Here is a 26,350-nt window from a genome sequence, read left to right on the forward strand (position 1 = left end):
GCTGCCCGGCGGCGATCAGCCCGTAGGACAGGGCCAGGTTCCCCGAGATGTTGCGGTAGGTGCCGGTGGGGAACGCCTGCGAGGCCGGGGCGACCTCGTAGCTGACGGCGAAGTCCTCGGTCGTCTCGCCGAAGTTCCACCCCGCGCGGAAAGCGGCCACGTTCGCCTCGGCGATCTGCGGCTTCTTCGCGAACTTCCGCCGCAGGAACGCCTCCGTGCCCTGGGTCGGCCGGTGGTACATCCACGACAGCAGCCCCAGCGCGAACATGTTCTTGGACCGCTCGGCCTCCTTGCGGGAGAGCCCGAACTCCTTCAGCGCCTCGATGGTGAGCGTCGTCAACGGCACCGGGTGGACGTTGTAGGCGTCCAGCGACCCGTCCTCCAGGGGACTGGTCGCATACCCCACCTTCGCCATCGGCCGCTTCGTGAACTCATCGGTGTTCACGATGATCTCCGCGCCGCGCGGCACGTCGTCGATGTTCGCCCTCAAAGCGGCGGGGTTCATCGCGACCAGGACGTTCGGGGCGTCGCCGGGGGTGAGGATGTCATGATCGGCGAAATGGAGCTGGAAGGACGACACACCCGGCAGGGTCCCGGCAGGGGCGCGGATCTCGGCCGGAAAGTTCGGCAGCGTCGACAGATCATTCCCGAACGACGCCGTCTCCGACGTGAACCGGTCACCCGTGAGCTGCATACCATCACCCGAATCACCCGCGAAACGAATGATCACCCGATCCAGACGACGAACCTCCTTCCCCTCACCACCCGCGGTTCCCGTCGTTCCTGGCTGGGGGGCTCGCTGACCCCCGAGGACGGCGTCATTGGCCTCATCGGCCTTCTCTGCCGCGCTACTGACCTGGCTCGTCACTGAACTGGACCTCCCTTGGGGCGGCGGTTCGGAACCGTCCGGCCAGCCGGTGGTCCCAGAGGCAACCCTACGTCCGTACGGGACGCCCTCCAGGGACCGATCATATGGTGGACGCCGTTTTGAGACACCCTTTTAGCCCGGTATGCCATCTTTCGCAAGCCCCCGATCAATGGGTGGAAGCGCTCCGCTCTCCGTTTTAGCGTGCGTGCCTTTCGTTTGGATCCGGTCGGACTCGTGCGCCTGGGGGCGCGCCCTTTCCGGGCTCAGGTCAGAGCTGCCCGGCGAGCGACCGCCGGACACCCTCGGCGGAGATCCCCGGGGGCTTGACGGGGGGTCGTAGGGGGCTCGACAGGTGCTCGGTGGGCGCGTGCCGGGTGGGCGGCGCGCACGGGGCGATGGGTGACGTGGGCGGGTGCCGAACGGTTGTTGGGCGGGGTGGGCGGATGGTGAGCAGGGGGCGGACAGGTATCTGACAGGGTGTCAGATCGCTAGGAGTTCAGATAGGTCAGCACGGCCAGGACACGCCGGTGGTCCCCGTCGCTGGGCGACAGCCCCAGCTTCTGGAAGATATTGCTGACGTGCTTCTCCACCGCCCCGTCGCTCACCACGAGCTGCCGGGCGACCGCCGAATTCGTCCGGCCCTCTGCCATCAGGCCCAGCACCTCCCGCTCGCGCGGTGTCAGCCCCGCCAGCACGTCCTGCTTGCGGCTGCGGCCCAGCAACTGCGCCACCACCTCCGGGTCCAGCGCCGTCCCGCCCCGCGCCACCCGCACGACCGCGTCGACGAACTCGCGGACCTCGGCCACCCGGTCCTTCAGCAGATACCCCACGCCCCGGCTGCTGCCCGCCAGCAACTCGGTGGCGTACTGCTCCTCCACGTACTGCGAGAGGACCAGCACCCCTATCCCGGGGTACTCCTTCCGCAGCCGCACCGCCGCCCGTACGCCCTCGTCGGTGTGGGTCGGCGGCATCCGTACATCGGCCACCACCACATCGGGCAGCGCCTGCTGCGCGTTCAGGTCGGCCAAGGTCTTCAGCAACGCGTCGGCGTCCCCCACACCCGCGACCACGTCGTGCCCGAGGTCGGTGAGCAGACGGGTGAGCCCCTCCCGAAGCAGCACCGAATCCTCGGCGATGACGATCCGCACCCTGTTCTCCACGTGCTCCACTGCGCTGTGTCCCCCGTTGGTCTCTGGTGTTCGGCGTTTCTGTATTTCTGAGCTGTCGAGCTGTCGAGCTGTCGAGCTGTCGAGCTGTCGAGATCCCGGGGTTCCGCATATCCGATATCCGATATCCGGGCTCCTGAGCTTTCGCGCGCAGAGGGCCCGACCACTGCGCGTCTCGCTCGACAATCCCAGCATTGCAGGCATGGCGCATCGATGGGGAGCCTGTGGATAACGTGCCCCGATCGAGGCACGCGGGAAGGCACGAAGGCACGCGGGAAGCCCCGTCACCGGCCATGGGCCTGGCGACGGGGCTGATGCCGCTGACGGGCGAGGGCGTCGGGCGGGGTCGGTTCGAGTGGGGCGACGAGGCCGGGCGCGTGAGCCGGGTCGGCTCGGGCGGGGTCGGTTCGGGCAGGTCGCTGCGTCAGCCACGCCAGGGCAGCTCGGCGGTGACCGTCGTGGGCCCGCCGGCCGGGGAATCGACCACGAGCACCCCGTCCACCGCGTCCAGTCGCTCCGTCAGCCCGGCCAGGCCACTGCCCGTCGCCACATCCGCGCCGCCCCGGCCGTTGTCCGTGACCTGGAGCATCAGCCGGTCGGCCGTCCGCCACACGTCGACCGTGGCCCGGGTCGCCCCCGCGTGCTTGCTGACGTTCTGCAAGAGCTCGGAGACGGTGAAGTACGCGATGCCCTCGATGGCCTGCGCGGGCCGCGAGTCCAGGTCGACCGTGACGGTGACGGGGACCGTGCAGCGGGAGGCGATGGCGGAGAGGGCGGCGTCCAGGCCCCGGTCGGTGAGGACGGCGGGGTGGATGCCCCGGGCGAGGTCGCGCAGCTCCTGAAGGGCGACCTTCACTTCACCGTGCGCCTCGTCCACCATCCGTGCGGCCGCTTCCGGATCGTCCGTCAGCTTCTCCTTCGCCAGGCCGAGATCCATGGCGAGGGCGACCAGACGGGCCTGTGCGCCGTCGTGGAGGTCGCGCTCGATGCGGCGCAGGTCGGCGGCGGCGGTGTCCACGACCACGCCCCGGTCCGACTCCAGCTCGGAGACCCGGGCGGCCAGTTCGGACGGGCCCAGCAGACCGGACACCGCCAGCCGGTCCACCGAGACCAGCCCCCGCACGATCCACGGCGACACCAGCACCAGCACCAGGCCCACCGCGCTGGTCGCCGCCAGTTCGAAGGGGGAGTCCAGGTAGTGGGCGTGGGTGCGGTCCCCGTACAGCTGGATGCCGTCGATGCCCCCGTACACCGGGAACATCCACTGCCACAGCGGGTACGTCAGCGCCGCCAATCCGTACGTCCAGAACGTCACCGCCACCACGAACGTGAACACCGCCCACGGGAAGTGCAGCAGCGTGTAAAGAAGGTGCCGCCAGGACACCCCGCTCTTGAGGACCGCGCCCATCCACGACATCGGGCCGCCGGTCTTCCCCACCACCCGCGCGGGCTCGGCCACGTCCACGTTCAGCAGCCCGCGCGCCCTGGCCCGCTCCAGCACCCCGAACCCCCGGCAGACGGCCAGGCCGACCGCCAGCAGCGGTACCCCGATGAAGGTGATGAGCAGGCCCGCGCTCAACGACGTCATGGTGATCGCGAAGACGAACATCACCGTGCTGAGCGGCATGCTCAGCAGGACGTAAAGAAGCTCGCGCCAGGTGCGGGCCTCCAGGGGCGCGCGCAGCACCGCCGGAAGGAAGTACTTCACCGGGGTCTGCTCCCGGAGGCCGGAGCCGGGACTCCGGGAGTCCCGCGTGTCCGGTCCGTATGCCGTGGCCATGAGTGCCGTCCGTTCCATTTCCTCAGTCGCTCAGCGAGTATCCCGGTCCTTGCTCCGCGACAGTCGCTCGGCGAGTGTCCCGGCCTTGCTCCGCGACAGTCGCTCGGCGAGTGTCCCGGCCCCTCCTCCGCGCGCGGGTTCGCCCACCGCGGACCGTGCTCCTTCAAGGGTGCTGGGATGCGGTTCCCCGCACCATGAGGCCGTTCTCCGTATCGGTCCGGGGGTTTTCCCCACCCCCGGGAAGCCAGGAGGGCGGAAGTCTCAGGGCGTCCGGCCGACCGCCGGAGCGGAAGCCGCCCGGGCCTGGGTCTGGTTCTGGGCCGTCTCAGCCTGAGCCGTCTGAGCCGCCTGAGCCTGAGCCGCCTTGGTGGAAGCGGCCTGGGCCGCGGACCGGTCGCGCCACGGCAGCTCGGCGGTGACGGTCGTCGGCCCGCCCGCCGGCGAGTCCAGGATGAACAGCCCGTCCACCGCGCCCAGCCGCTCGGCCAGTCCCGACAACCCCGAACCGCTGTCCGTCCGCGCCCCGCCCACCCCGTCGTCCGTGATCTGGAGCAGCAGGCGGTCCGCCGACCGCCACACGTCGACGGACGCCGACCGGGCCCCGCTGTGCTTGCTGACGTTCTGGAGCAGCTCGGAGACGGTGAAGTACGCGATGCCCTCGATGGCCTCCGCCGGACGCGCCGGCAGGTTCACCGTGACGGTGACGGGGACCGTGCAGCGGGAGGCGATGGCGGAGAGGGCGGCGTCCAGGCCCCGGTCGGTGAGGACGGCGGGGTGGATGCCCCGGGCGAGGTCGCGCAGCTCCTGAAGAGCCACCTTGATCTCGCCGTGCGCCTCGTCCACCATCCGCGCGGCCGCCTCCGGATCGTCCGTCAGCTTCTCCTTCGCCAGCCCCAACCCCATGGCCAGGGCGACCAGACGGGCCTGTGCGCCGTCGTGGAGGTCGCGCTCGATGCGGCGCAGGTCGGCGGCGGCGGTGTCCACGACCACGCCCCGGTCCGACTCCAGCTCCGCGATCCGCCGCTCCAACTCGTCCGAGGGCGACAACAGCCCCCGCACCATCGCCCGGTCGGCCGCCGTCAGCCCTCGGGCGATCAACGGGAGCAGCGGCCACAGCACGACCAGGCTCACCAGCGTCACCGCGAAGGTCAGGACCCCCCACGGCAGCCGGACGAACGCGTACAGCAGCGAGCGCCAGCCCACCGGGTCCTTCAGCCCCGACCACAGCCAGGGGAGGATGCCCCGCTCCCGGCGACCGCGCGCCAGCGGGCTCGGCTCCTCGATCCGCACCCCGAGCATCGACCGCGCCCGGCCCCGCTCCAGCCGGCCCAGCGACCGCGCTCCCCGCAGCCCGCCGACGAGCACCGGCAGACCGATCGCCGTGACGGAGAGCCCCGCGCCGACGGCCACCACCAGGATCGAGTAGACGAACCCGGCGATTCCCATCGGCAGATTGAGCAGCAGGTGCACGACCTCCCGCCAGGTCCCCCGGTCGAGGGCGAAGCGGGCGGGCGGCAGCCGGTCGGGGGCCGTTACGGAAGGGCTCATGGTCATGCCACCAGCCTGCCGGGGCACGCCCGCGCGCGCCATGGGGCTCATGGGTGGGGTGAAGTAGGGATAACCCCACCCGTGCGCGACGCGGCTGCTTACCGCGCGTTTATCAGGGCCTAGACTCCCGTGCGTACGGAAGGGGGCCCCGGAACCGAGGGGGCCGGAGACGGACGACGAGGAACGAGGGGCGGACGTGAGGGACGTGGCGTACGTGCCGGAAGTACCGCACGTGGCGTACGTGCCGGACGCACCGGGCCTGCCGATCGGCGCATCGACCACCCTCGCGTCGGAGTACTTCCAGAGCTACTCGGTGGTCGGTCTGCTCGCGCTGGTCGGCGTCCTGTTCGTCGCCGTCGCGTTCGGAGCGGGACGGCTGCTGCGGCCCGTGGTCCCGACGCCGGAGAAGCTTCTTACGTACGAGTGCGGCGTCGACCCGGTCGGCGAGGGCTGGGCCCACACCCAGGTCCGCTACTACGTCTACGCCTTCCTTTACGTCATCTTCGCCGTCGACTCCATCTTTCTGTTCCCGTGGGCCACGGTCTTCGCCGCGCCCGGATACGGCGCGACCACGCTGGTGGAGATGTTCATCTTCCTCGGCTTCCTGGCCGTGGGCCTGCTCTACGCATGGAAGAAGGGCGTTCTAGCATGGGCCTGACGAGCCGGCCGACCCCCGCGTCCCAGCAGCCCGCGCCGACGCCCGGGCCTTCGGCCCACCCGGAGGCGGCAGCAGCGCCGCAACCGGTGCTCCTCCCGGAACCCAAACGCCTCGGCATCCTCTCCCGGCTCGCCCCCGAACCGATGAAAGTCGTCCTCAACTGGGGCCGCCGCTACAGCCTCTGGGTCTTCAACTTCGGACTCGCCTGCTGCGCCATCGAGTTCATCGCCGCCTCCATGGCACGCCACGACTTCATCCGGCTCGGCGTGATCCCCTTCGCCCCCGGCCCCCGCCAGGCGGACCTGATGATCGTCTCCGGCACGGTGACGGACAAGATGGCCCCGGCCGTGAAGCGCCTCTACGAGCAGATGCCCGAACCGAAGTACGTCATCTCCTTCGGAGCCTGCTCCAACTGCGGCGGCCCCTACTGGGACTCGTACTCCGTCACCAAGGGCGTCGACCAGATCATCCCCGTCGACGTGTACGTCCCCGGGTGCCCGCCCCGGCCCGAGGCGCTGCTCCAGGGGATCCTCAAGCTCCAGGAGAAGATCGCGCGCGAGTCCCTGGCGGACCGATACGCCTCCGCCGAGTCCTCCGGCTCTTCCATCGGATCCGCGTCCACGGCAGCCCTGCGCAGCGGCCTGGTCGCCGCACCGGCGGCTCCGGGCGCAGGGGCGGGAAACGCTCCGGGTACGACGGTGGGGGAGGAGCAGCGGTGAGCGAGGAGCGTCAGCACCCGGCCCGCCCCGACCACCCGTACGACCGGCTGCCGGACGCCGTCACGGAGTTGTTCGGCGACGCGGCGACGGCGGAGTCGGCCTACGACCTGCTCACCGTCGACGTTCCCGCCGCCGACTGGATCACCGCGCTGCGCACCGCCCGCGACGAACTCGGCTGCACGTACTTCGACTGGCTCAGCGCGGTGGACGAGCCGGGCACGGGCTTCCGCGTCTGCGCGCACGTCGTGGCACTCGGCGGCGGTACGGTCCGCCGGCTCATGGTGCGCACCACCGTCCCGCACGAGGCGGCCACCCTGCCCAGCGCCATCGACGTCTACGCGGGCGCGGCCTGGCACGAGCGCGAGACGCACGAGATGTTCGGTGTCGCCTTCGAGGGCCACCCCGACCTCACCCCGCTCCTGCTGCCCGAGGGCTTCGAGGGCCACCCGCTGCGCAAGGACTTCGTCCTGGCCGCCCGGGTCGCCAAGGCATGGCCCGGCGCGAAGGAGCCCGGCGAGTCGGAACACGGCGGCCCCAAGCGCCGCACGATGCTTCCCCCCGGCGTCCCCGACCCGAACGAATGGGGCCCCCTCAAGGGCCAGCTCCCGCCCGCCGCCTCCCGCCCGGCCCGAGGCGCGGCCCGCCCCGCAGCCGACCGCCCGCCCCGCCGCACCCGTACGGCGAGCGAGGGCTCGACGGCGCAACGCCCCACGCCCCAGGGGCCACCCGAGACCCCCGCACCCACGCCGCCCACCGAGACCGGAAACACGGGCCCGGCCGAGGCAGCGCCTGCCACTGCTCCTGCCACTGCGCCGGAGACCGTACCGGAGGCCGCACCGGCGACCCCGCCCGAGACGCCCCCGGCGGCGCGCCCGCGCCGCTCCCGCTCGGCGTCGGACGGTTCGGCCAGCCAGCAGCCGAACCCGGAGCCCGCCGCACCACGCCCGCCACGCCGCTCCCGCACGGCCTCCCAGGGCTCAGCGAGCCAGCGCGCGAGCAGCACGGACGCTCCTTGGCACGACGCCCAACCGGCTTTCGACGACACCTCGGACACGCGTACTGAGCGCTCGGACAGGAGCACTGGCCACTCGGACACCCGTCCTCGGCGCTCGGACAGGAGCGCTGGGCCCTCGGACGCCAGCACTGAGTCCTCGGACGCCCGCACTGAGCCTTCGGACAGGAGCGCTGGGCCTTCGGACGCCCGTCCTCAGCCTTCGGACACGAGCATTGAGCCCTCAGATACCCGCCCTCAGCCTTCGGACAGGAGCGCTGGGCCTTCGGACGCCCGTCCTCAGCCTTCGGACACGAGCATTGAGCCCTCAGATACCCGCCCTCAGCCTTCGGACAGGAGCGCTGGGCCTTCGGACGCCCGTCCTCGGCCCTCGGACACGAGCACTGAGTCCTCGGACGCCCGCACTGAGCCTTCGGACACGAGCACTGGGCCCTCAGACACCCGCCCTCAGCCCTCAGACGCCCGCATGCAGTCTCCCGAGAGCCCGTCCCAGCCTTCGGACGCCCGCACGCAGTCCCCCGAGGCCCCCTCCCAGCCCGCCGACGCACCTTCTCGGGCTCCCGAGCCCGCCCCCCAACGCTCCGACGCACCCTCCCAGGAGCCCGCGACCCCCTCCGAGTCCCCCTCCCCGGCTCCCGGGACTGACTCCCAGCCCGGCCCTCAGGACCCCGAGGCCGCGCCCCCGCCCCCCTCTCAGACCCCCGAGGCGGCATCCCCGGACCCCTCTCAGCCCCTCCGGCGTTTGAGGAGCGGGGGTCCGGGGGCGGAGCCCCCGGTTCGGGAAGGGGCGGGTAGGGGAGAGGCCCCGCGCAGCGGCCCCACCCCCACCGAGCCCTCCGACGACCCCGAACCCGGGGACGAGCCCACACCGCCCAGGGACGAGCCCACCCCCGACAACAACCCCAAGACCCCCGACACCCCCCAGCCGCCCCGGCCCCCCAAGACCCCCGACACCCCCCAGCCCCCCAACCCCCACCCCGCCGGAGGCGATACCGAGTGAACGACGTGTCCGACGTCGCCCTTCGCCTGGCCATCGTCTTCGTCGTGTTCCTGGTAGCCCCCCTCCTCGTGGGCCAGACCGAGCACAAGGTGATGGCCCACATGCAGGGCCGCCTAGGCCCCATGTACGCCGGCGGCTTCCACGGCTGGGCCCAACTCGTCGCGGACGGCGTGAAGTTCGCGCAGAAGGAGGACGTGGTCCCGGCCGCCGCCGACCGCCGCGTCTTCCAACTCGCCCCCGCCGTCGCCCTCCTCCCGTACCTCCTCGTCCTCGTGGCCATCCCCATCGGCCCCGGCGACGGCGCGGTGGGCCAGGTCATCGACGCCGGCATCTTCTTCGTGCTCGCCGTGATGGGCATCGGCGTCCTCGGCTCGCTGATGGCGGGCTGGGCCTCGGCCAACAAGTTCTCCCTGCTCGGCGGCCTCCGCACCGCCGCCCAGCTCCTCTCCTACGAGCTCCCGATGCTCCTGGCCGCCGCCTCCGTGGCCATGGCGGCCGGCACCGTCTCGCTCACCGGCATCCTCGACGCCTTCGAGTGGTGGTGGCTGCCCTGGCAGATCGCCGGAGCCCTGGTGTTCTTCGTCGCGGGCCTCGCGGAACTCCAGCGACCGCCCTTCGACGCGCCGGTCGCCGACTCCGAGATCATCTTCGGCGCGTACACCGAGTACACCGGGCTGCGCTTCGCCCTGTTCCTCCTCGCCGAGTACGCGGGCATCGTCATCCTGTGCGCCCTGACCACCGTCCTCTTCCTCGGCGGCTGGCACGGCCCCTTCGGCGCTGACGGACTCGGCTGGCTCTGGACCCTCCTCAAGACCGCCGCCCTCGCGTTCGTCGTCATCTGGCTCCGCGTCAGTTACCCCCGGCTGCGTGAGGACCAGTTGCAGAAGCTCGCCTGGACCACGCTCGTTCCCCTCGCCCTCGCGCAGATCGCGCTCACCGGCATCGTGAAGGTGGCGATCAACTAGTGCCCCCGATCCCCGGATCCGGCCTGGCCAAGGGCCTCGCCGTCACCCTGCGCACCATGACGAAGAAGACCGTCACCGCGCAGTACCCGGACACCCAGCCCGAACTCCCGCCCCGCTCGCGCGGTGTCATCGGGCTGTTCGAGGAGAACTGCACGGTGTGCATGCTCTGCGCCCGCGAGTGCCCCGACTGGTGCATCTACATCGACTCCCACAAGGAGACGGTGCCGCCCGCCGCCCCCGGCGGACGCGAGCGCAGCCGTAACGTCCTCGACCGCTTCGCCATCGACTTCTCCCTCTGCATGTACTGCGGTATCTGCATCGAGGTCTGCCCCTTCGACGCCCTCTTCTGGTCACCCGAGTTCGAGTACGCGGAGACGGACATCCACGAGCTCACCCATGAGCGGGACAAGCTCCGCGAGTGGATGTGGACCGTGCCGGAGCCGCCCGCGCTCGACCCCGGCGCGGAGGAACCGAAGGAGATCGCCGCCGCCCGCAAGACGGCCGACAAACTCGCCGCCCAGCAGGCCGCGCAGCAACCCCAGCCGCAGGCGCCCGGCAAGGCCCAGACCCCCGACCCCGACGAGAAGGGAGGAACCCCATGACCCTCCACACCGCCCCCCTCTCCCTCCCGGTCGGCGACCACCCCGGTTTCCTCTCCGTCGCCGCCGACCACCCCGGCTTCCTCTCCCCGACCGGTGTCGAGATCGCCTTCGTCCTCGTCGGCCTCGCCACCCTCGGCGCGGCCGTCATCACCGTCACCACCAAGCAACTGGTGCACGCCGCCCTCTGGCTCGTCGTGGCGCTCGGCGGGCTCGCCGTCGAATACCTCCTGCTCACCGCGGAGTTCATCGCCTGGGTGCAGGTACTGATCTACGTCGGTTCCATCGTCGTGCTCCTCCTCTTCGGCCTGATGCTCACCCGGGCCCCCATCGGCCGCTCCCCGGACGCCGATTCGGGCAACCGGTGGGTCGCCCTGGGCGTCGCCCTCGCCTCGGCGGCCGCTCTCGTCTGGGTCGTCGTGGACGCCTTCCGCACCACCTGGATCGACCTCGAAGGACCGGCCCAGGGCTCCACCGCCGTCACCGGGGCCTTCCTGTTCCGGAACTGGGTCCTGCCCTTCGAAGCGCTCTCCGTCCTGCTGCTCGCCGCCCTCGTCGGGGCCATCGTCCTGTCCCGCAAGCACGACACGGACACCACGGTGCGGCCCGACCCGAACCCGGCAGCCCGACGCGGAAAGGAGGAACAGCGCTGATGCACCTCGCCTATCCCGCCGTGCTCGCCGCCCTCCTCTTCTGCACCGGCCTCTACGGAGTCCTCGCCCGCCGCAACGCGATCCTGGTCCTGATGTCCGTCGAGCTGATGCTCAACGCCGTCAACCTCAACCTCGTCGCCTTCGACGTCTGGCTCCGCGACACCCTCCACTCCGGACAGGCCCTCACCCTCTTCACCATCGCCATCGCCGCCGCCGAGATCGGCATCGGCCTCGCGATCGTCCTCGCCGTCTACCGCAACCGCGGCTCCTCCGACATCGACCGGCTCCGCGACACCGCCGAGACGGACACCGCTGACGCAGAGGCCGACATCGCCGACGCGGAGACCGACGGCCACGCCGAAACGGCAGGGAACACCGCGAACGCAGGCGACACCGCGAACGCAGGCGACACCGCGAACGGGAGCACCGCGAACGCGGGGACGACCAAGAACGCAGAGGCCGCCTCGTGACCACGACGACCCTCGCCGCCCTCGTCCCCCTCCTCCCCTTCCTCGGCGCGGTCGCCGGCCTCGCCCTCGGCCGTACCGCCCCCGGCTTCGTCCGCCCCCTGGCGATCCTGCCGACCCTCACCGCCGCCGTCATCGCCGTGGTCGTCGCCGTCCGCCAGGGCGGCGGGCGCGCCATCGACGCCGCGACCCAGCTCACCCCCACCGGGTCCGTCCCCATCGACCTGGCCCTCCATCTGGACGGCTTCGCGGTCCTGGTCGCCGTCCTCGTCGGGCTCGTCGCCACCTGCGTACAGCTGTACTCCACGGCCTACCTCCGCGACGACGCCCGCTACCCCTCCTACGCGGCCCTGGTCTCCCTCTTCACCTCCGCGATGCTGCTCGTCGTCTACTCCGGCGACCTGATGGTGCTCCTGGTCGGCTGGGAGATCATGGGCATCTGCTCGTACTTCCTGGTCGGCCACTACTGGGAGACGCCCGAAGCCCGTGCCGCGTCGCTCAAGGCGTTCCTGGTCACCAAGCTCGGCGACGTCCCCTTCCTGATCGGTCTGTTCGCGCTGGCCGCCGACACCGGCAGCTTCCGGATCACCAAGATCCTGGCGGCCGTCACCAACGGCGGCCTGGACCACCCCACCCTCATCGCCCTGCTGCTCCTGGCGGGCGTCGCCGGGAAGTCCGCCCAGTTCCCCCTGCACACCTGGCTGCCCGACGCGATGGCCGGTCCCACGCCCGTCTCCGCGCTCATCCACGCCGCGACGATGGTCGCCGCCGGTATCTACTTCGTGGCCCGGCTGCTGCCCGTCTTCGCCGCCTCCGGCGCGGCCCTCGTCGTCCTCGCCGTGATGGCGGCCGTCACGATGATCGGCTCCGGACTCGCCGCCCTCGCCCAGGACGACATCAAACGCGTCCTCGCCTACTCGACCATCGGCCAGCTCGGCTACATGTCCGGCGCCCTGGCCGTGGGCGACCGCGGCGCGGCCGTCTTCCACCTCATCTCGCACGGTGCGTTCAAAGCCGTCCTCTTCCTCGCCGCCGGCGTCGTCATCCACGCAGCCGGCACCAACTCACTCGCCGCCATGTCCCGCATGGGCGGTCTCGCGCGCCGCATCCCCGACGCCTACTGGACGATGACCGTCGCCCTCCTCGCGCTCGCCGCCATCCCGCCGTTCGCCGGCTTCTTCTCCAAGGAAGCCGTCCTCGTCGCCGCCGAGCACACCGCACTGGGGGACCGGAGCGTCGCCCCCGCCGCCGCGGGCTGGACGATCCTGATCGCCGGGCTCCTCGCCGCCGTCCTCACCGCCGCCTACGCCACCCGCCTCTGGCTCCTCGCCTTCCGCGGACGCGGGGCCGAAGTGCCCGACCACGGCAGGCAGCCCGCCGCCATGACCTCCGTCCTGTGGATCCTGGCCGTCCCCACCATCGCCTTCGGGCTCACCGCCGGAACCATCGGCGACTGGTTCGACGGACACGCCCTCACCCCCTCCCTCACCACCGCCGTGCTCTCCACCGGCGTCGGGCTCGTCGGCGGTCTGGTCACCTACGGGGCCTGGCGTCACACCACGGCCCTCGCCCCCCGCGTCCCCATCGGAGCCGTCGCCGCCCACCCCGGCGCGGAACCGGCGCTCGTCGAAGCCGAGGCCATGACGTCCCACACCGCCGCCTACGGCACCATCGCGGACGCCGCCGACCCGGCCGACCCAGGACGCCTTCTGCTGGGCCCGCTCCACCGCCACGCGGTCACCGGCTTCCACCTCGACGCCCTGTACGCGGCGCTGTTCGTCAGGCCCGTGCAGCAGGCCGCCCGCCTCGTCCGCTTCCTGGACCGCGCGGTCGTCGACACCTACGTCAACGGGTCGGGCGCCGTCACGCGCCTTCTCGGCACCGCCGTCCGCCGCGCCCAGACCGGAAACGTGCAGACCTACCTCAGCGTCCTGCTCGCCGGGTCCCTCGTCCTGGCGATCGCCGCCGTCGTCTTCGCCAACGTCACCGCGGGGTCGTGACCGTGATCGATATCAGCGCATCCGTGATGCAATTCCTTCTCGCGTTCATCGTCGTCGTCCCGCTCCTCGGCGCGGTCGCGGCCCTGCTCCCCGCCCCGCCCGGACTCAGGGGCAAGAACCCCGACCAGGCAGTGCTCCGCCACGGCGTGACCGTGACCGGCACCGTCCTCATCGCCGCGATCGTCCTGGCCATCGGCTTCGACCACGACCACCCCGCCACGATGCAGGCGACCACCGACATCAGCTGGATCCCGGCACTCGACGTCCGCATCCACCTCGGCATCGACGGCATCTCGCTCCCCCTCCTGCTGCTGACCGCCCTGCTGACCTTCCTCTGCGCGCTGTACAGCTACTTCAAGCTGCCCGCGGGCCCCTCGCCGAAGGCGTTCGTCGCCCTCGTCCTCGTCCTGGAATCCGGCACCCTCGCCACCTTCGCCGTCCTCGACCTGCTGCTCTTCTTCCTGGCCTTCGAGATGGTCCTCATCCCGATGTACTTCCTCATCGCCCGCTGGGGCGGCGACCGGAAGCAGGCCGCCGCCTGGAAGTTCATCCTGTACACGCTGCTCGGCTCGGTCGTCATGCTGCTGGGCCTGCTCCTCGTCGGGCTGAGGAGCGGCACTTTCGACATGGTGGCACTCGCCACTGACAACGGCCGCGGCCTGACCACATCCGTGCAGGTCATCGCCGTTCTCGCGATCGGTGTGGGCCTCGCCGTGAAGACCCCGATGTGGCCCCTGCACAGCTGGCTCCCCGACGCGCACACCGCCGCCCCCACCGTGGGCTCCGTGCTCCTGGCGGGCGTCATGCTGAAGATGGGAACGTACGGATTCGTCCGGATCCTGCTCCCCATCGCCCCGGACGGCATGCGCACCTTCGCGCCGTACCTCGCCGCGTTCGCCGTCGTCGGCATCGTCTACGGGTCGCTCGCCTGCCTGGCCCTGGCCCGTACCGGTGCCAAGGGCGATCTCAAGCGGCTCATCGCGTACTCCTCCGTGGGGCACATGGGCTTCGTCCTCCTCGGCATCGCCACCATGACCCCCACCGGAGTCAACGGCGCGCTCTTCGCCAACATCGCCCACGGCCTCATCACCGGCCTGCTGTTCTTCCTGGTCGGAGCGATCAAGGACCGTTACGGCACCGCCGACCTGGACACCCTCGCCGGCGCGACGGGAGCCGCCCTCTACGGCCGCGCCCCCCGCCTCGGCGCACTGCTGGCCTTCGCCGCCGTCGCCTCGCTCGGCCTGCCCGGACTCGCCGGATTCTGGGGCGAGATGCTCACCCTGTTCGGCGCGTACAGCCCCGCCGAAGGACTCAGCCGGCCCGCGTTCCGCACGTTCATGGCCATCGGCGCGTTCGGCACCCTGCTCACCGCCGCGTACATGCTCATCGTCGTCCGCCGCGTCTGCATGGGCGAGCACACGCCGCACTCCCAGCTCTCGCCCGACGACCGGGTCACGCGGTCGGCGGAAGGCGCGCAGCCGGCGGAAGGCGCGCGGTCCGAGGAAGGCCCGCAGCCTGCGGACGGACCCCAGCCGTCCACGGCCGCCGGAAGCCCCCCGCGGCTCGCCGACATCCAGAGTTACGAAGCCGCCGCCTGGACCCCGCTCGCCGCCCTCACCGTCCTCGCCGGCCTCTGGCCCGCCGTCCTCCTCGGCCTCAGCGACCCGGCCGTGCAGAAGCTCCTCACGGGAGGCAAGTCGTGACCGCGGACCTCAGCACCGCACCGGGCGCTCTCACCACCGGACAGGGCGTTCTCACCACCGCGGCCGACACCGCCCCCAGCGTCGTCCAGTCCATCGACTGGCTCGCCATCGCACCCCCCACCCTCACCGCGCTGGCCGCCCTGCTGGTCCTCGTCGCGGACCTCTTCCTCCCCGGGCACCGCAAGAAGCTCCTCGGTTACGGAACCCTCACCGCGCTCGCCGGGGCCCTCGCCCTCCTCATCCCGCTCCGCGCCGGAGACCGCGCCACCTTCTGCGTCACCACCGGGACACCGGCGTGCAGCTACACCGCCGACTACTTCACCCTGGTCATCCAGGCCCTCGTCCTCGGCGGGGCCCTCCTCACCGCGCTGCTCTCCCTCGACGACTCGCGCCGACTGCCGGCCGGGGAGTACTGGTTCCTGCTCCTCGCCTCCGCAGCGGGCGCCGCCCTCCTGCCCGCCGCCCGCGACCTCGCCACCCTCGTCGTCGCCCTCGAAGTCGCCTCGCTGCCCGCCTTCGCCCTCGTCGGCATCAAGCGCGGCGACCGCCGCTCCTCCGAGGCCGCCCTCAAGTTCTTCCTCTCCTCCGTCGTCGCCACCGCCGTCATGCTCCTCGGCGTCAGCTTCGTGTACGCGACCACAGGGACCCTGCACCTCACCGAGATCGCCGCCCGCCTCGCCGACGTGCCTCCGGTGCTCGACACCCTCGCCAAGACCGGTGTCGTCCTCACCCTGGTCGGCTTCGCCTTCAAGACCGCCGCCGCGCCCTTCCACTTCTGGGTCCCCGACACCTATGTGGGAGCGCCCCTCCCGATCGCCGCCTATCTCTCCGTCGTCGGAAAGACGGTCGGCTTCTCCGGCCTCATCCTCGTCACGGTCATCGCGTTCCCTTCCTATGCCGACGTCTGGGGGCCCGCCGTCGCCGTCCTGGCCGCCCTCACCATGACCGTCGGCAACGTCGCCGCCCTCCGCCAGCGGGCCGACCGCGCCCGCAGCGCCGTACGTCTCCTCGCCTGGTCCTCCGTCGCCCAGGCCGGCTATCTGCTCGTCCCGATCGCCGCCGCCGCGTACTCCAGCGACGAACAGATCGGCTCCACCGTCGCGTACGCCCTCATGTACGCCGTCGTGAACCTCGGGGCCTTCGCCGTCGCCGCGCTCGTGGCCCGTACGAAGCCCGGCAACCGCATCGCCGACTACCGGGGGCTGTACGCCGCCCGGCCCCTCGCCGCCCTCGCCCTCGGCTTCTTCCTGCTCTGCCTGGCGGGACTGCCGCCCGGCGTCATCGGGCTCTTCGCGAAGGTCACCGTCTTCTCCGCCGCCGTCGACGCGGGGCTCGGCTGGCTCGCCGTCGTCATGGCCGTCAACGTGGTGATCGCTCTCTACTACTACCTTCAGTGGACCGCGATCCTCTTCCGGAGCCCCGAAACCACGGAGGCGGCCGCCGGGACCACGAAGACGGCCACCGGAACGCCGGCCTCCGAACCGCCGCACCGATTCCGCGCCCCCGCCCCGCTGACCACCGCGATCGCCCTCACCGCCGTCGCCGGCATCCTCCTCTCCGGAGCCCCGCAACTCGTCCTGCGCTTCGCCGCCGTCAACCTCTTCTGACCCCTCTCGGGCCCGCAAGATCGGTTTGCCCGTGGCAGCGGCCACAGGGCAAGGTCTTGGCTGCATCCGTCGCGCACAGGTGGCGGTATACCGGGACAAAAGGAGAGAGAGCAGTGCTGAACGGGTTCAAGGACTTCATCCTGCGCGGAAACGTCATCTCGATGGCGATCGGACTCGCCGTGGGCGCGGCCTTCACGGCCGTCGTCACCGGCTTCAGCACCGCCTTCATCACCCCGCTGATCGGCCTCGCCACCGGTTCGGTCGGCGACTTCAGCGCGGCCGAGTTCACCGTCGAGGGCGCGATCTTCCCGTACGGGAAGTTCCTCGCCGCCGCGATCGCCTTCCTCATCACCGCCGCGGTCCTCTACTTCTGCGTCGTGGTCCCCATGACCAAGGTGCAGAACCGCTTCACCAAGGAGGAGGAGGTCGACATCAAGGCCGCCCTCCGCGACTGCCCGCGCTGCTTCAGCGCGATCCCCGCCGTCGCCTCCCGCTGCGCCCACTGCACCAGCGAGGTCGAGCCCGACCCCGAGGCCGTCTCCCTCGCCAAGCTCCCCGTCCAGCGCTGACGCACGCACGCCCCCGCCACCCGTACGGCCCAGCGCCACCCCGTACGGGCCCGGAGCCCGAAGCGGCCGGATCACGCCGCTACGGCCCCGCCCCTCCGGCCGCACGCACAAGGGAACTAGCTCTCCTCGCCTGGCGTTGACCAGTACGGGAGGCTCCACTGAGGAGTGGAGCACCACCACGCAAAGGGTTCCCCTGCTGCACCATTTGGAGGGCGTACCGTGCACCGCCGGCACAACGGGCTGAAAACCGCCGTACTCCTCGGGGGCCTGTCCGCACTCATCATCGTCATCGGCAGCCTCTTCGGACGTACGGGCCTCGTCATCGCGCTCGTCGTGGCCGTGGGCACCAACGCCTACGCCTACTGGAACAGCGACAAGCTGGCGCTGCGGGCCATGCGGGCCCGCCCCGTCAGCGAATTCGAAGCGCCACAGCTCTACCGCATCGTCCGCGAGCTCTCCACCGCCGCCCGCCGGCCGATGCCCCGCCTCTACATCTCACCGACGCAGGCGCCCAACGCCTTCGCCACCGGTCGCAATCCGCGCAACGCGGCGGTCTGCTGCACCGAGGGCATCCTCCAGATCCTCGACGAGCGGGAGCTGCGCGGGGTCCTGGGCCACGAGCTCAGCCACGTCTACAACCGGGACATCCTCATCGCGTCCGTGGCCGGGGCCCTCGCCTCCGTCGTCATGTTCCTCGTCAACTTCGCCTGGCTCATCCCCATCGGCCGGTCCAACGACGACGAGGGCCCCGGCCTCCTGGGCATGCTCCTGATCATGATCCTGGGCCCGCTCGCCGCCTCCGTCATCCAGCTCGCCGTCAGCCGCTCCCGTGAGTACGAGGCCGACGCCTCCGGAGCCCAGCTCACCGGAGACCCGCTCGCCCTCGCCAGTGCCCTGCGCAAGCTCGACGCAGGAACGAAACAGCTCCCGCTCCCCCCCGAACCCAAGATCGAGACCGCGAGTCACATGATGATCGCGAACCCCTTCCGCCCCGGACAGGGGATGGCCAGGATGTTCTCCACCCATCCACCGATGGCGGAGCGCATCGCCCGACTGGAACAGATGGCAGGTCGTCGCCCGTGAAAACCATCCTCAACGTCATATGGCTCGTCCTGTGCGGCTTCTGGATGTTCCTCGGCTATCTGGCCGCGGGCGTCCTGCTCTGCATCACCGTCATCGGCATCCCGTTCGGCCTCGCCGCCTTCAGGATCGGCGTGTACGCCCTCTGGCCCTTCGGCTACACCGTCGTCGACCGCCGGGACGCCGGATCGCCCTCCTGCGTCGGCAACGTCCTCTGGCTGATCCTCGCCGGCTGGTGGCTCGCCCTCGGCCACATCACCACCGGCATCGCCCTCTGCATCACGATCATCGGCATCCCCCTGGGCATCGCCAACTTCAAGCTGATCCCCGTCTCCCTCATGCCCTTCGGCAAGGAGATCGTCCCCACGGACCAGCCCTTCGCCGCCCGCTGAGCCCGCCGCCGACAGCCGCGCCGAGCAACCGAAACCGCGCCCTCCGCGTCTTGCACTCCATAAGCGAGCAAGGGGTAGGTGGAGCGGTATGAGCATCATCGGCTGGATCATTCTCGGGCTGATCGCCGGAGTCATAGCCAAGATCCTGCTCCCGGGGCGCGACCCGGGCGGCATCGTCGGCACCACCCTGATCGGCGTCGCCGGCGCCTTCGTCGGGGGCTGGCTCTCCAGCCAGTTCCTCGACCGCCCCATCAGCAACGACTTCTACGACACCGCCACCTGGATCGCCGCCGTCGCCGGTTCCCTGGTCCTGCTGATCCTCTACCGCGTGCTGTTCGGCCACTCCCGCGAACGCCGCTGACGCGCCGCCACACACCGATACCGACCCGGCCGGGGGCTCCGGGGACCGGCCCCCGCCGCGTCCTACGCCCCCAGCCCGGTCTCCCGCAACGTCACATTCAGCCGGCCGGCCCGCATCCCCGCCGCCGGGTCGCCGGACCCCGCGTACACCTTCGGCACCCCGTGGAAGGCGAACCGCGACGGCCCGCCGAAGACGAAGAGGTCCCCGGAGACCAACTCCACGTCCGTGTAGGGCTGACCGCGCCCCTCCGTGTTCCCGAACCGGAACACGCACGCCGCCCCGATGCTCAACGACACCACCGGAGCGCCCGACCGCTCCTCCTTGTCCTGGTGCATCCCCATCCGCGCGGCGTCGTCGTAGAAGTTGACCAGCGCGGTGTCCGGAGCGAACGCCCGACCGGCGTCCTCGTCCCCGTACGCCTCCGCCACCGCCGCCCGCCCCAGCGCGACCAGCCACTGCGGCAGCGGGGCCACCGGAGCGCCGTTCACGTCGTCGGCGGTACGCGAGTAGCGGTAGGGCTGCCAGTGCCATCCCAGGCACACCGTCCGCACCGACATCACCCCGCCGCCCGGCAGCACCGTGTGCCGCAGCGGAACCGGCCCCCGCGCCCACTCCCGGCACGCCGCCACCAACTCCCGCCGACGCTCCACCGGCAGCCAGTCCGGTACGTGCACGGCACCAGGCGCGACGACCTGCCGAGGCCGCGGAAACAGCCCGTCCGCAGCCGGGGAAACCTCACGCGAGCCCACCCGCAACACCGCCCTCAGCCGTCAGTCCCCACGCACGAGAAACCCCCGCGGCCGGGCCGCACAACCGGCCCGGGGCAAGCGCGGCCCGAGGCTGCCCACGCAGCCCCGCGCCGCACGCAGCCCGGCGGCATACGCAGCCGAGGCTACCCACGCAGCCCCGCGACGCACGCCGCCCCCTCAAGCCCCAGCAGCAACTGCTTGCGCTCCAGCCCGCCCGCGTACCCCCGCAGCGCCCCGTCAGCGCCGATCACCCGATGGCACGGCCGTACGACCAGCAAGGGGTTGCGCCCGATCGCCGTGCCCACCGCCCGCACCCCCGCACCCGAGGCCCCCACCCGCGCGGCGACCTCCCCGTACGACAGCGTCTCCCCGTACGGAATCGCCTCCAGCACCTTCCAGACCCGCCGCTGGAACTCCGTGCCCACGCCCTCGGCGAACGGCACGTCGAACCGCGTCGACCGCCCCGCGAAGTACGCCTCCACCTGCGCGACGACCCCCACGAACAGCTCGGGCGCCCGGAGCCAGCCGTCCTGGACGACCGCACCGCCCTTCTGCCCGGGAACCGACACCGACACCAGCCGCAGCGCCCCGGCCACGGAGGCCGCATCGGCCGGCCCCGCCGCCTCGCCCACCAGCAACAGCTCACCCAACGGGCTCGTCACCCGCGTGTACACCGTCGTCACGCCCGCTCACTTCCCTCGCCGTCGAACCGCGGACCACGGCGACCCCGGACCCGCACGACCAGTCTGCTCCGCGCCCGGCGGCCGTCGCTGGCGGTATTCGGACACGGCGTCATAGCCCCGCGGCACGCCCCAGGACACGGCGTCACGGCCCCGCGGCACGCCCCGGAAAAGCGGAGGGGCACACCGCCGAGGAGTGCCCCCGGCGATGTGCCCCCGCTCGCGTCTACCGCTCGCTCGTCCCGCTCGGCTACGTCGTGAGCCCGACCGGCGGTTCTACCGGTAGTTGACGAACTGCACCGCGAAGTCGAAGTCCTGGCCCTTCAGGAGCGCCTGTACGGCCTGGAGGTCGTCGCGGCTCTTCGAGCTGACCCGCAGCTCGTCGCCCTGGACCTGCGCCTTGACGCCCTTGGGCCCCTCGTCGCGGATGATCTTCGCCACCTTCTTGGCGTTCTCCTGGGAGATGCCTTCCTCGATGGTCGCGAAGATCTTGTACTCCTTGCCGGAGAGCTGCGGCTCGCCGGCGTCCAGCGACTTCAGCGAGATGCCCCGCTTGATCAGCTTGGACTGGAAGATGTCGAGGATCGCCTTGACCCGCTCCTCGCCGTTCGCCTCCATCAGGATCTTCTCGCCGGACCACGAGATCGAGGCGCCCGTGCCCTTGAAGTCGTAACGCTGGGAGATCTCCTTGGCGGCCTGGTTGAGGGCGTTGTCGACCTCCTGCCGCTCGACCTTCGAGACGATGTCGAAACTGGAGTCGGCCATGACGTGTGGCTCCTTGCGTCGAATGTGCGTGGGATACAACGCAAAGCCTAGCCACCGCCGCCCCCTCCGAGCACTGATCAATGAGGTGGCGGAGCACCCCTGGCCATCAGGTATTGTTTACGTCGTCGCCAAGGAGCTCACCAGTGGAGATCCGACGCGTCGTTCGAGGCGGTGTGCCCGAGTGGCCAAAGGGAGCAGACTGTAAATCTGCCGGCTCAGCCTACCCAGGTTCGAACCCTGGCGCCGCCACACGAACGAGAGGGCCCGTGCACAGCAGAAATGCTGAGCACGGGCCCTCTCGGCGTTCCTGGCGAGTGCGTACGCCCCGGGGCGCGGCCCTCACAGCCCTGCCGGCGGATGCCGTCCCGGCGGGCCGGGGCCCGCCGGGACGGCGTCACCTCAGCAGTAGGACTTGGCCGCCTTCTTGGCCGTGCCCTTCTTGGGCTTCTCGGTGCACTTCACCGCACCCTCGGCCTGGATGCTCCAGCTGCGGGCCTTGCCCCAGCCCGTCTTGCCGAAGCCGGTGCCCCGGGAGTTGCAGGTCCTGGCCTTGTAGTGGCCGGATGCCTGCTTCACGCCGCTGAACACCACGTAGACGCCCGGCTTGTTGAAGTTGAACGTGACCGACTCGCTCTTCTCCTTGGTCTTCTCCTTGAACTTGCTGAGCGTCCCGGAGACGTGGACGTCCAGGCTGGAGATGACCCAGTTGCCCGAGTAGCTGACGCCTGCGGTCCCCTCGCGCCCCGAGGTGACCGTCTTGCGGTAGGTCGCCGTCTTCGTGTAGCTGCCGGTGCCGCTCTTGGGGATGTTGATCTGCTTGGCGTGGGTGATGACCCAGCCCGACTTCAGGCTGGACCAGGTCGCGGACTTGTAGCCAGGCTCACAGATGACCGGCGCGGCACTCGCCGCGCCGGCCGGGCCGAGCGCCACAAAGGAGGCGGCGGCCACGCCCGTGGCCACGACTGTGGACAGGAATCTCTTGCTCATGCTGCTGTCCCCGCTTTGCTTCGGCGGCCCTTGCTGAGGGCCGCACGACCACTGCCCGTCTCGATTGACGAAGCTTGGTCAATCTATGAGGCGTGATCGCAGAACTGCACTGATTTGAGCCAGACTTGAGGAAGCGTCAGCAGCCGGGCAAGCGAGGGGCGGACCGGTGGTCGGGGCGCGCCGCCGTCCCGCCCGGGGCCACGCGAACGGAGCCCCCGACCGGTCCTTCCGGTCGGGGGCTCCCTCGTCGCCAGGGCCCACGGGGCGCCGGCCCGGATCAGTTGCCCGCCACGTCCTTCACGGCCACCATCACCGGCACGTTGCCCGAGATCACTTCGAGGGTCAGGCCCGCCGTCGCCGGGGTGTCCAGCAGCTCCAGGATCGTGGCCGCCACGTCGTCCCGGGGGATCGGACCGCGCCCGGTCGAGGCGGCGAGCAGGATCTGTCCCTTGCCCGCGTCGTTGGTGAGCATCCCCGGGCGCAGGATCGTCCAGTCGAGCGCGGACCGGGAACGTACGTCGGCGTCCGCCGCGCCCTTGGCCCGGAGGTAGACGTCGAACACCTCGTCGCCCTCGTGGTCGGGGTCGGCGCCCATCGAGGAGACGACGATGTACCGGCGTACGCCCGCGGCCTGGGCCGCGTCGGCGAACAGGACGGCGGCGCCCCGGTCGACGGTGTCCTTGCGTTCGGTGCCGCTGTTCGGTCCCGCGCCCGCCGCGAAGACGGCCGCGTCGGCCCCGCGCAGCACCTCGGCGGTCTCCTCGACGGAGGCCGATTCGAGGTCCAGCACGGCGGGTTCGGCGCCGATATCGGTGAGGTCCTGGCTCTGTTCGGGGTTACGGATGATCCCTACGGCCTCGTCCCCGCGTGCGGCGAGCAGCCGCTCCAGCCGGAGTGCGATCTGTCCGTGTCCACCTGCGATGACAATGCGCATACCTCCGACCGTACGCCCCGGGGCCGGTCGACGCTCAGTTCCTGGCCCCGGTGCCGGTGTCCGGCCGCCCCTGGCGGGGGAGGTCGGGTCCGGCGGCGGAGTCGGGATCGGGGTCGAAGTCGCAGTACTCACGTACGGCGCTGGTGCGGGCGACGACCCGGCCGCGGTGGATGACGATCCGGCTGTAGGCGAGCGAGAGCGCGGCGGAGAGCTGTTCGCCGCGTACGGCGAGGAGTTCGGCGGGGAAGCCCGCCTCCACGCGCACGTCGGGCAGGCCGAGCACCGCACGGGCGGTGGTGGAGACCATGGCGTAAGCCTGTTCGGCGCGCAGGCCGTACTGGGAGGCGAGGAGGTACGCGGCTTCGAGGGGGTCGCCGCGGCCCACCGGGTTGACCGCGTCGCGGAGTGCGCCGCTGCCCGCCGCCACGCGTACGCCGGCGGAGAGCAGGAGGCGTACGGGAGCACTCGTACGGTGTTCCGCGCCGGCGCAGCCGCCCTGGGGGAGGCAGACGACGGTGATCCCGGCGGCGGCGAGCTGGTCGGCGGCGCGGGTCGCGGTGTCGAGGGGGAGGTGGGCGAGGCCGGCGCAGGGGCCGATGGTGACGCCGGGGCGCAGGCCCCCGGCCATCGCGGCGAGCCGGGCGAGCCGGGTGGGGTCGTCGCTGTCGGTGTGCAGGTCGACGGGGCAGCCGTGCTCGGCGGCGATCTCCAGGACGGCCGCGGTGTAGCCGGTGGGGTCGGGATCGACGTCGGGGCAGCCGCCGACCACCGCGGCGCCCATCTTCACGGCGTCCCGGAGCATGGCGAGGCTGTCGGCCCCGGCGACCCCGGTGAGGAGGCGGGGGACGGCGACGGCGGTGAGGTCGGCGAGGCCGCGCAGGGCCCTTCGGGCCTGGAGGACGGCTTCGAGCGGGGCGAGGCCCTGGACATCGCCGATGCGGACATGGGTGCGCAGGGCGGTGGCCCCGTGGCCGAGCTGGAGGAGGGCGGCCTCGGTGGCGCGGCGCTGGATGTCCTCGGCGCGGTGGGAGGCGGGGCCCGGGCCGCCGGGGCCGGAGCTGTCGGCGGTCAGGGCGGTGTCGCTGTGCGCGTGGGGCTCGGCGGGCGCGGGGAGCAGGAGGTAGCCGCGCAGGTCGATGCGGGGCCCGCGGGCGGTGAGGCTGCCCGCCGTGCCGACCGCCTCGATGCGGCTGCCGCTGAGGCGTACGTCGACGGCGCGGCCGTCGCTGAGGCGGGCCCCGGCCAGGACGAGGGCGGGGGTGTCGGCGGTGGTGGCCGCGTCGGCGCGGTCGGGCGCGTTGTCGTCGGGCCGCCGTGGCTGGCTGTCAGGCATCGCGCTCCTGGGAGGGGTGCAAGATCACACGGAGTGGGTCGAGCCTAGGGGCGTGCCGGGGTCGCTTCCGGGAGGAGCGCAATAGTCGTACCGGTGCGCCTGCGCCGGCTCCGGGGATGGGCCCGTCCGCGCGGGCGCGTGGGCTGCACGCGGGCTGGATCAAGCCCTGATCAGGGGGTGTGGGCGGGCCCGGACCGGGGGCCGGAGCGGGGTGCTGAAACGGATTTGGGCGATCGGCCGGGGAGCGTGTAATGTCTTCATCGCTCGCCCCAATAGCTCAGTCGGTAGAGCGTCTCCATGGTAAGGAGAAGGTCTGCGGTTCGATTCCGCATTGGGGCTCTGGTGATCGGGAACCCTCGCTTCGGCGGGGGGACTCGTCATCAAAGCGGTGTAGCTCAGTCGGTAGAGCAAGCGGCTCATAATCGCTGTGTCACCGGTTCAAGTCCGGTCACCGCTACTAACGGTAGCCGATTGTTGGGTCGGTCCTTCGATCGGCTACTCTTTTATGCGTTCATCCGTCCATCCGTCCGTCCAAGGAGCACTCACGTGGCTGCCACCGACGTCCGCCCGAAGATCACGCTGGCCTGCGTGGAGTGCAAGGAGCGGAACTACATCACCAAGAAGAACCGGCGTAACAACCCGGACCGTCTTGAGATGAAGAAGCACTGCCCGCGCTGCAACTCGCACACCGCGCACCGCGAAACGCGCTGAATCAGGCTCGTACACGAGGCCGTCCCCTCTGGGGGCGGCCTCGTGTCGTTGTATGAGGTTGATCCCCGCGAATATCCCCCGTGAACAGGGGCACGCCGTCATTCGTCTTTCCATCAGGAGGTAGCGAGCTCATGGCGCTCGACCAGTCCTTCGTGGGGCGGACCTATCCGCCCACCCCGGCGTACGAGGTCGGCCGGGAGAAGATCCGCGAGTTCGCCGAGGCGGTGGGGGACACCCATCCGGCGTACGTCGATCCGGAGGCCGCCCGCGCCCTCGGGTATCCCGATGTGATCGCGCCGCCCACTTTCGTCTTCTCGATCGCCTTCAAGGCCGCCGGAGTGGTCGTGCAGGACCCGCAGCTGGGTCTGGACTACAGCCGCGTCGTCCACGGCGACCAGAAGTTCTCGTATGTGCGCCCCGTACGGGCGGGGGACCGGCTGACGGTCACCTCGACGATCGAGACGGTCAGGTCCATGGCGGGCAACGACATCCTGGACGTGCGCGGGGACGTGCACGACGAGACCGGCGAACTGGTGGTCACGGCGTTGATGAAGCTGGTGGCGCGCGCCGCCGAGGGGGCGTCATGACGGCGAAGGTCAGCTACGAGTCGGTCGAGGTGGGGACGGAGCTGCCCGCGCAGTCGTTCCCGGTGACGCGGGCGGCGCTGGTGCGGTACGCGGGCGCGTCGGGTGACTTCAACCCGATCCACTGGAACGAGAAGTTCGCGCGTGAGGTCGGGCTGCCGGACGTGATCGCGCACGGCATGTTCACGATGGCCGAGGCGATCCGGGTCGTCACGGACTGGGCCGGGGATCCGGGGGCGGTCGTCGACTACGGCGTGCGCTTCACGAAGCCGGTCGTCGTGCCGAACGACGACAAGGGCGCGCTGATCGAGGTCAGCGGCAAGGTCGCGGCGAAGCTGGATGACCGTCTGGTCCGGGTGGACCTGGTGGCCATGTGCGACGGCAACAAGGTGCTGGGGATGTCCCGGGCCGTCGTCCGGCTCGCCTGAGGCGTACCGGCCCGCGCGGCGTCCAGGCCCGC

At 71.2% G+C, this 26,350-nt stretch carries 27 protein-coding genes and 3 tRNA genes; 20 read left to right on the forward strand and 10 right to left on the reverse strand.

The window, feature by feature from the left end:
- From ACLJPL_RS17630 to ACLJPL_RS17645, 4 genes are all read right to left on the reverse strand, one after another.
- The coding region (locus tag ACLJPL_RS17630; protein ID WP_411081799.1) for a 2-oxoacid:acceptor oxidoreductase family protein at positions 1-868 on the reverse strand (868 nt) is incomplete at its 3' end.
- Between the two features lie 488 nt (positions 869-1,356).
- The gene (locus ACLJPL_RS17635) at positions 1,357-2,016 is read right to left on the reverse strand and encodes a LuxR C-terminal-related transcriptional regulator (protein WP_411082124.1); all 660 of its coding nucleotides are present in this window, start codon (positions 2,014-2,016) and stop codon (positions 1,357-1,359) included.
- A gap of 442 nt (positions 2,017-2,458) precedes the next feature.
- Positions 2,459-3,814 (reverse strand): sensor histidine kinase, encoded by a 1,356-nt coding sequence (locus tag ACLJPL_RS17640; protein ID WP_411081800.1) that lies wholly within the window; start codon positions 3,812-3,814, stop codon positions 2,459-2,461.
- 261 nt (positions 3,815-4,075) lie between these two features.
- On the reverse strand, positions 4,076-5,368 hold the full coding sequence (locus ACLJPL_RS17645) for a sensor histidine kinase (protein ID WP_411081801.1): 1,293 nt from the start codon (positions 5,366-5,368) through the stop codon (positions 4,076-4,078).
- A 226-nt stretch (positions 5,369-5,594) separates the two neighbouring features.
- On the opposite strand from ACLJPL_RS17645, the gene ACLJPL_RS17650 reads away from it, so the two are divergent.
- From ACLJPL_RS17650 to ACLJPL_RS17715, 14 genes are all read left to right on the forward strand, one after another.
- The gene (locus ACLJPL_RS17650) at positions 5,595-6,020 is read left to right on the forward strand and encodes an NADH-quinone oxidoreductase subunit A (RefSeq protein WP_411082125.1); all 426 of its coding nucleotides are present in this window, start codon (positions 5,595-5,597) and stop codon (positions 6,018-6,020) included.
- Entirely contained in the window at positions 6,011-6,739 is a 729-nt protein-coding gene (locus tag ACLJPL_RS17655; RefSeq protein ID WP_411081802.1) for an NADH-quinone oxidoreductase subunit B, read from the forward strand. The genes ACLJPL_RS17650 and ACLJPL_RS17655 overlap by 10 nt, the downstream gene beginning before the upstream one ends.
- A complete protein-coding gene (locus ACLJPL_RS17660) occupies positions 6,736-8,751 on the forward strand; it encodes an NADH-quinone oxidoreductase subunit C (protein ID WP_411081803.1) in 2,016 nt (671 codons plus the stop codon). The genes ACLJPL_RS17655 and ACLJPL_RS17660 overlap by 4 nt, the downstream gene beginning before the upstream one ends.
- Complete coding sequence (locus tag ACLJPL_RS17665; RefSeq protein WP_411081804.1) at positions 8,748-9,716, forward strand: complex I subunit 1/NuoH family protein; 969 nt, start codon at positions 8,748-8,750, stop codon at positions 9,714-9,716. Before ACLJPL_RS17660 ends, ACLJPL_RS17665 begins: the two co-directional genes overlap by 4 nt.
- Positions 9,716-10,318, forward strand: coding sequence for a NuoI/complex I 23 kDa subunit family protein (locus tag ACLJPL_RS17670; RefSeq protein ID WP_411081805.1), 603 nt, complete (start codon positions 9,716-9,718; stop codon positions 10,316-10,318). Before ACLJPL_RS17665 ends, ACLJPL_RS17670 begins: the two co-directional genes overlap by 1 nt.
- Positions 10,315-10,968: an NADH-quinone oxidoreductase subunit J gene (locus ACLJPL_RS17675; protein WP_411081806.1), complete on the forward strand. Its 654-nt coding sequence runs from the start codon at positions 10,315-10,317 to the stop codon at positions 10,966-10,968. Before ACLJPL_RS17670 ends, ACLJPL_RS17675 begins: the two co-directional genes overlap by 4 nt.
- A complete protein-coding gene (nuoK, locus tag ACLJPL_RS17680; RefSeq protein WP_411081807.1) occupies positions 10,968-11,438 on the forward strand; it encodes an NADH-quinone oxidoreductase subunit NuoK in 471 nt (156 codons plus the stop codon). The genes ACLJPL_RS17675 and nuoK overlap by 1 nt, the downstream gene beginning before the upstream one ends.
- A complete protein-coding gene (locus ACLJPL_RS17685; RefSeq protein ID WP_411081808.1) occupies positions 11,435-13,435 on the forward strand; it encodes an NADH-quinone oxidoreductase subunit L in 2,001 nt (666 codons plus the stop codon). Before nuoK ends, ACLJPL_RS17685 begins: the two co-directional genes overlap by 4 nt.
- A 26-nt stretch (positions 13,436-13,461) precedes the next feature.
- A complete protein-coding gene (locus ACLJPL_RS17690; RefSeq protein ID WP_411082126.1) occupies positions 13,462-15,138 on the forward strand; it encodes a complex I subunit 4 family protein in 1,677 nt (558 codons plus the stop codon).
- Positions 15,135-16,745 (forward strand): NADH-quinone oxidoreductase subunit N, encoded by a 1,611-nt coding sequence (locus ACLJPL_RS17695; protein ID WP_411081809.1) that lies wholly within the window; start codon positions 15,135-15,137, stop codon positions 16,743-16,745. The genes ACLJPL_RS17690 and ACLJPL_RS17695 overlap by 4 nt, the downstream gene beginning before the upstream one ends.
- 113 nt (positions 16,746-16,858) lie before the next feature.
- Positions 16,859-17,314 carry a large conductance mechanosensitive channel protein MscL gene (gene mscL, locus ACLJPL_RS17700; RefSeq protein ID WP_411081810.1) on the forward strand — a complete coding sequence of 152 codons (456 nt, stop codon included), beginning with the start codon at positions 16,859-16,861 and terminating at the stop codon, positions 17,312-17,314.
- 219 nt (positions 17,315-17,533) lie between these two features.
- Entirely contained in the window at positions 17,534-18,397 is an 864-nt protein-coding gene (gene htpX, locus ACLJPL_RS17705) for a zinc metalloprotease HtpX (protein WP_411081811.1), read from the forward strand.
- Positions 18,394-18,786, forward strand: a complete 393-nt coding sequence (locus ACLJPL_RS17710; RefSeq protein WP_411081812.1) for a YccF domain-containing protein — start codon at positions 18,394-18,396, stop codon at positions 18,784-18,786. The genes htpX and ACLJPL_RS17710 overlap by 4 nt, the downstream gene beginning before the upstream one ends.
- A gap of 88 nt (positions 18,787-18,874) precedes the next feature.
- Positions 18,875-19,147 carry a GlsB/YeaQ/YmgE family stress response membrane protein gene (locus tag ACLJPL_RS17715; protein WP_411081813.1) on the forward strand — a complete coding sequence of 91 codons (273 nt, stop codon included), beginning with the start codon at positions 18,875-18,877 and terminating at the stop codon, positions 19,145-19,147.
- Between the two features lie 62 nt (positions 19,148-19,209).
- On the opposite strand, the gene ACLJPL_RS17720 is transcribed toward ACLJPL_RS17715, so the two are convergent.
- The 3 genes from ACLJPL_RS17720 to ACLJPL_RS17730 form a co-directional block, all read right to left on the reverse strand.
- Positions 19,210-19,860, reverse strand: a complete 651-nt coding sequence (locus tag ACLJPL_RS17720) for an alpha-ketoglutarate-dependent dioxygenase AlkB family protein (protein WP_411082127.1) — start codon at positions 19,858-19,860, stop codon at positions 19,210-19,212.
- Positions 19,861-20,039: 179 nt separating this feature from the next.
- Complete coding sequence (locus ACLJPL_RS17725) at positions 20,040-20,579, reverse strand: methylated-DNA--[protein]-cysteine S-methyltransferase (RefSeq protein ID WP_411081814.1); 540 nt, start codon at positions 20,577-20,579, stop codon at positions 20,040-20,042.
- Between the two features lie 273 nt (positions 20,580-20,852).
- On the reverse strand, positions 20,853-21,341 hold the full coding sequence (locus ACLJPL_RS17730; protein ID WP_030926258.1) for a YajQ family cyclic di-GMP-binding protein: 489 nt from the start codon (positions 21,339-21,341) through the stop codon (positions 20,853-20,855).
- Positions 21,342-21,508: 167 nt separating this feature from the next.
- Between ACLJPL_RS17730 and ACLJPL_RS17735 the strand changes: the two genes are divergently transcribed.
- Positions 21,509-21,590: transfer RNA gene (locus tag ACLJPL_RS17735), tRNA-Tyr, on the forward strand.
- A gap of 150 nt (positions 21,591-21,740) precedes the next feature.
- Here the strand turns inward: ACLJPL_RS17735 and ACLJPL_RS17740 are convergent.
- The 3 genes from ACLJPL_RS17740 to ACLJPL_RS17750 all read right to left on the reverse strand — a co-directional run bounded on the left by ACLJPL_RS17740 (position 21,741) and on the right by ACLJPL_RS17750 (position 24,595).
- A complete protein-coding gene (locus ACLJPL_RS17740) occupies positions 21,741-22,328 on the reverse strand; it encodes a hypothetical protein (RefSeq protein ID WP_411081815.1) in 588 nt (195 codons plus the stop codon).
- A gap of 277 nt (positions 22,329-22,605) precedes the next feature.
- Positions 22,606-23,262 carry an SDR family oxidoreductase gene (locus tag ACLJPL_RS17745; protein ID WP_411081816.1) on the reverse strand — a complete coding sequence of 219 codons (657 nt, stop codon included), beginning with the start codon at positions 23,260-23,262 and terminating at the stop codon, positions 22,606-22,608.
- A gap of 34 nt (positions 23,263-23,296) precedes the next feature.
- Complete coding sequence (locus ACLJPL_RS17750; protein WP_411081817.1) at positions 23,297-24,595, reverse strand: amidohydrolase family protein; 1,299 nt, start codon at positions 24,593-24,595, stop codon at positions 23,297-23,299.
- 266 nt (positions 24,596-24,861) lie between these two features.
- Between ACLJPL_RS17750 and ACLJPL_RS17755 the strand changes: the two genes are divergently transcribed.
- From ACLJPL_RS17755 to ACLJPL_RS17775, 5 genes are all read left to right on the forward strand, one after another.
- Positions 24,862-24,934, forward strand: a tRNA-Thr gene (locus ACLJPL_RS17755).
- A 45-nt stretch (positions 24,935-24,979) separates the two neighbouring features.
- Positions 24,980-25,052, forward strand: a tRNA-Met gene (locus ACLJPL_RS17760).
- A gap of 89 nt (positions 25,053-25,141) precedes the next feature.
- Positions 25,142-25,306 (forward strand): 50S ribosomal protein L33, encoded by a 165-nt coding sequence (rpmG, locus tag ACLJPL_RS17765; RefSeq protein ID WP_003956487.1) that lies wholly within the window; start codon positions 25,142-25,144, stop codon positions 25,304-25,306.
- A 131-nt stretch (positions 25,307-25,437) separates the two neighbouring features.
- Positions 25,438-25,893 (forward strand): MaoC family dehydratase N-terminal domain-containing protein, encoded by a 456-nt coding sequence (locus ACLJPL_RS17770; RefSeq protein WP_411081818.1) that lies wholly within the window; start codon positions 25,438-25,440, stop codon positions 25,891-25,893.
- Entirely contained in the window at positions 25,890-26,318 is a 429-nt protein-coding gene (locus ACLJPL_RS17775; protein ID WP_411081819.1) for a MaoC family dehydratase, read from the forward strand. The genes ACLJPL_RS17770 and ACLJPL_RS17775 overlap by 4 nt, the downstream gene beginning before the upstream one ends.
- The last annotated feature ends 32 nt before the right edge of the window (positions 26,319-26,350 follow it).

The organism is Streptomyces sp. cmx-18-6 (assembly GCF_046548915.1).
Lineage (GTDB): Bacteria > Actinomycetota > Actinomycetes > Streptomycetales > Streptomycetaceae > Streptomyces.

Bases quoted from the DNA above. Each gene is read 5' to 3' on its own strand.
- ACLJPL_RS17690 (WP_411082126.1), top strand. From the start codon at position 13,462: ATGCAATTCCTTCTCGCGTTCATCGTCGTCGTCCCGCTCCTCGGCGCG.
- nuoK (WP_411081807.1), top strand. From the start codon at position 10,968: ATGCACCTCGCCTATCCCGCCGTGCTCGCCGCCCTCCTCTTCTGCACC.
- ACLJPL_RS17745 (WP_411081816.1), bottom strand. From the start codon at position 23,262: ATGCGCATTGTCATCGCAGGTGGACACGGACAGATCGCACTCCGGCTG.
- ACLJPL_RS17640 (WP_411081800.1), bottom strand. From the start codon at position 3,814: ATGGCCACGGCATACGGACCGGACACGCGGGACTCCCGGAGTCCCGGC.
- ACLJPL_RS17740 (WP_411081815.1), bottom strand. From the start codon at position 22,328: ATGAGCAAGAGATTCCTGTCCACAGTCGTGGCCACGGGCGTGGCCGCC.
- ACLJPL_RS17655 (WP_411081802.1), top strand. From the start codon at position 6,011: ATGGGCCTGACGAGCCGGCCGACCCCCGCGTCCCAGCAGCCCGCGCCG.
- ACLJPL_RS17675 (WP_411081806.1), top strand. From the start codon at position 10,315: ATGACCCTCCACACCGCCCCCCTCTCCCTCCCGGTCGGCGACCACCCC.
- ACLJPL_RS17730 (WP_030926258.1), bottom strand. From the start codon at position 21,341: ATGGCCGACTCCAGTTTCGACATCGTCTCGAAGGTCGAGCGGCAGGAG.
- ACLJPL_RS17750 (WP_411081817.1), bottom strand. From the start codon at position 24,595: ATGCCTGACAGCCAGCCACGGCGGCCCGACGACAACGCGCCCGACCGC.
- ACLJPL_RS17775 (WP_411081819.1), top strand. From the start codon at position 25,890: ATGACGGCGAAGGTCAGCTACGAGTCGGTCGAGGTGGGGACGGAGCTG.
- ACLJPL_RS17645 (WP_411081801.1), bottom strand. From the start codon at position 5,368: ATGACCATGAGCCCTTCCGTAACGGCCCCCGACCGGCTGCCGCCCGCC.
- ACLJPL_RS17770 (WP_411081818.1), top strand. From the start codon at position 25,438: ATGGCGCTCGACCAGTCCTTCGTGGGGCGGACCTATCCGCCCACCCCG.
- ACLJPL_RS17715 (WP_411081813.1), top strand. From the start codon at position 18,875: ATGAGCATCATCGGCTGGATCATTCTCGGGCTGATCGCCGGAGTCATA.